The organism is Microbispora sp. ATCC PTA-5024, from assembly GCF_000511135.2.
GTDB classification, from domain to species: domain Bacteria; phylum Actinomycetota; class Actinomycetes; order Streptosporangiales; family Streptosporangiaceae; genus Microbispora; species Microbispora corallina.
The window spans coordinates 625261-628661 of record NZ_KI866524.1; the positions used below are offsets into that span (position 1 = coordinate 625261).

Annotated in this window: 2 protein-coding genes and 1 pseudogene; 2 read left to right on the top strand and 1 reads right to left on the bottom strand. The window is 74.2% G+C overall.

Features of this window, described 5'->3' with window-relative positions:
- On the bottom strand, positions 1-1242 hold a 1242-nt coding region (locus MPTA5024_RS23485), incomplete at its 3' end, for a CDP-alcohol phosphatidyltransferase family protein (RefSeq protein WP_232326610.1).
- A 163-nt stretch (positions 1243-1405) separates the two neighbouring features.
- On the opposite strand from MPTA5024_RS23485, the gene MPTA5024_RS23490 reads away from it, so the two are divergent.
- Both MPTA5024_RS23490 and MPTA5024_RS42530 read left to right on the top strand, forming a co-directional pair.
- Positions 1406-2812: a bifunctional cytidylyltransferase/SDR family oxidoreductase gene (locus MPTA5024_RS23490; RefSeq protein WP_036328032.1), complete on the top strand. Its 1407-nt coding sequence runs from the start codon at positions 1406-1408 to the stop codon at positions 2810-2812.
- A 43-nt stretch (positions 2813-2855) separates the two neighbouring features.
- Positions 2856-3401, top strand: a pseudogene (locus MPTA5024_RS42530) (CDP-glycerol glycerophosphotransferase family protein); the annotation flags it as partial.

Genomic DNA, 3401 nt, shown 5'->3' on the forward strand with positions numbered 1-3401 from the left:
GGTGGCCGCGGCCGCGGCGCGGGCCTCGGCCACCTGGCCGGCGTAGGAGAAGTCGACCATGTGCCGGATCGTCTGCAGCAGCATCGTCGCCACCGCGAGGGGCCACACGTCGTGCGGGCCGGCCGCAGCGGCCCCGGCGGCCAGCCCGGCGTAGACCACGTACTCCTTGAGCCGGTCGCACATGGCGTCGAGCCACCCGCCGAGCTGCGAGAACGCGCGCGTGTACCGGGCGAGCTGGCCGTCCACGCAGTCGAGCACGAACGACAGGTAGAGCGCGGCGGCCCCCACGAGCATCGCGGGCCGGTGGCCGTCGGAGAACCAGATGGCCGCGATGGCCGCCATGCCCACCGAGACGCCGGTGACCGCGTTGGGCGTGAGGTTCAGCCGGGCGGCCAGCCGGACGACGTGGCGCGACCACGAGCTCACGCAGAAGGTCGCGAACAGGCCGTCGCCCGTCTTGATGGCCGCGTCGAGCCGCGCCTCGGGCTCGTCCACCCGGGCGAGCTCGGCCACGGCCTCCTCCGCAGCGGCCTGCCCGGCGACGCGCGAGCAGTGCAGGGAGCGCAGCGGGACGGCGTGGACCGGTACCCCGGCGCGCACGAGCCCGGTGAGCAGCAGGTCGGTCACCTCCGCGTCGCTCACCCGGCCGAGCCGGCGGCGCTGCGCCAGGTCGGCCAGCTCCTCGGCGACGTCGGCGAAGCCCGCGAGGTGGGCCTCCCCCACCTGCAGGACGCCCCGGAACGTGCCGTTGGGCCACTCGACCTCGTGGAAGGAGTTGCCGGCCGACACCACGCGGCCCCACTCGGTGCGTACGGGCGGGCGGAGCGGGGAGGGGTCGCCGTTGCCGACGACGGCGCCGGTGGGCCGCGAGGGGTGCTCCAGCAGCCCGGCCAGCGCCTCAGTGTGCGCCACGACGTCGGCCGCGAGGACGGCGACGGGCGAGGTGGCCGCCCTGGCCACCTTGGCGACGACGCGCAGGTCCTCGGCGAGGCCGTCGCTGGTGGCGGCCAGGTGCCGCATGCCGTCCACCGTGGGGAGCCCGGGGGCGCGGCCGGGAGGGCCGTCGGGCCAGGCGCCGTACCCGCCGGAGGAGGCGTCGCCGCGCGTCACCACGTGCACCTCCCGGACGGGGAGCGTGACGAGCTGGGCGGTGAGGCGCTCCAGGAGCGTGCCGCCGGCGCACGGCAGCCCCGCGGCGGGCGAGGTCGCGAGGACCACCGCCACCGTGTCGGTTTCCCGCACTGTTTCGTGCACTGTGCCGGGCTTGCTCGGATCCGCCCCCATGAAAAACCCGCTTCACGTCGACCACGCGGTGCTCACCTCGCAAAGTAATCGAGTGATCACTAGGTGGCAATCACCTTCACCGGCTGCCCGCACGGGTATGGTCTGACGCGGGGAGGAGATCATGATCGCGGAATCGCGTCTGCGCAGGGTAGGGGTGGTGCTCGCCGGCGGGGTCGGCCAGCGGGTCGGCCTCAACACGCCGAAGCAGCTGCTGAAGATCGCCGGGAAGACGATCCTGGAGCACACGATCGACGTGTTCGACGGGCATCCGGAGATCGACGAGGTGATCGTGCTGATGGTGCCCGGCTTCGTCGCGGAGGCCGAGGAACTGGTGCGCCGCAACGGCTACACCAAGGTCAGCCAGATCATCGAGGGGGGCGCGACCCGCACGGAGACCACCTGGCGCGCGCTGCGGGCCCTGGGCGACCGGGAGTGCGACGTGCTCCTCCACGACGCCGTGCGGCCGCTGGTCGAGCCCCGGATCATCAGCGAGTGCGTCGCCGCGCTCGACCGGTACGAGGCCGTCGAGGTGGCGATCCCGTCGTCCGACACGATCGTGGTGGCGGCTCCCGGGCCGCGCGGCGACATCATCAGGGACATCCCCGACCGCTCGCGGCTGCGGCGCGGGCAGACCCCGCAGTGCTTCCGGCTGTCGGTGATCAGGGCGGCGTACGAGCGGGCCTTCGCCGACCCCGGGTTCGCCTCGCTGCCCACGACCGACGACTGCGGCGTCGTGCTGCGCTACCTGCCCGACGTGCCGATCTACATCGTGCCGGGCAGCGAGCAGAACATGAAGGTCACCCACCCCGTCGACGTGTACATCGCCGACAAGCTCTTCCAGCTCGGCGCGAGCGCCGCGCCCGCGCTCGGCGACGAAGGCTACCGCGCCGGTCTCGCGGGCCGCACGCTCGTGGTCTTCGGCGGCAGCTACGGCATCGGGGCCGACGTCGTCGCGCTGGCCGCGCGGCACGGCGCGAGCGTCCACTCGTTCTCCCGCAGCCTGAACGGGGTGCGGGTGGAGGACGTGGCCGCGGTCGAGGACGCGCTCGCCCGCGTGTACGCCGAGACCGGCCGGATCGACTACGTCGTCAACACGGCGGCCGTGCTCCACATGGGCAAGCTCGGCGAGGCCGGGCACCACACGATCGAGGAGACGATCGGGGTCAACTACCTCGGCCCGGTCAACATCGCCCGCGCGTCCATCAAGTACCTCATCGAGACCCGCGGCCACCTGCTGCTGTACACCTCCTCGTCGTACACGCGCGGCCGCGCCGACTACAGCCTCTACTCCTCCACCAAGGCGGCCGTCGTCAACCTCACCCAGGCCCTCGCGGACGAGTGGGCCTGCCACGGGGTGCGCGTCAACTGCGTGAACCCCGAGCGCACCGCGACCCCCATGCGGCTGCGCGCCTTCGGCGACGAGCCCGCCTCGACGCTGCTGTCCCCCTCGGCCGTCGCCCGTACCAGCCTGGACGTCCTGCTGTCCCGCCTCACGGGGCAGGTCGTGGACGTCCGGCTGACCCGCTGACCGAACGATCGCGCGGCCCGGGCCGCGACACATGGGGGGAACGATGAGGGGGCGAAAAGGCCTGCTCACCGCACTGCTGCTCGCGTCGTGCGCGGCTCTGCTCGCGGCCGCGCTGTGGCCCGCGCCGTGGGCCTTCGCGGTCCTCGTGCCGCTGTCGTACGCCGGGGAGGCGGCGCTGCCCGGGAGGGCGGCCGACGCGCTCGGCAGGGCGCACCTGAGCGCCACCGTGCGGTTCATGACGCGGGAGACGGCCGCGGTCCTGCTGCTGGCGCGGTCGGCGCCCGGGCGTCCGTGGGCGTACGCGCTGCTGGCGGCCGGGATGTTCGCGTTCCATCTCGGGCGGGCGGCGCAGACGTGGCTCGCCCTGTTCGTCGACCGCTGCCACAACCAGCGGCCGGTGACCACCCGCAACCTCGGCCTGCCGTCGCTGCGGATCCCTCCCGCGCCGCCGAGGGCGCTGCTCGTCTGGCGGGGCACCCGGCTGCTCTACCTCGACGTGCTGCCGGTCGGGCTCGCCGCGTCCGGCGCCGTGGCCGGGTGGGGGTGGGCCGGGGCCGCCGGGGCCGGGGCCGCCCTGGCGGCCGAGGGC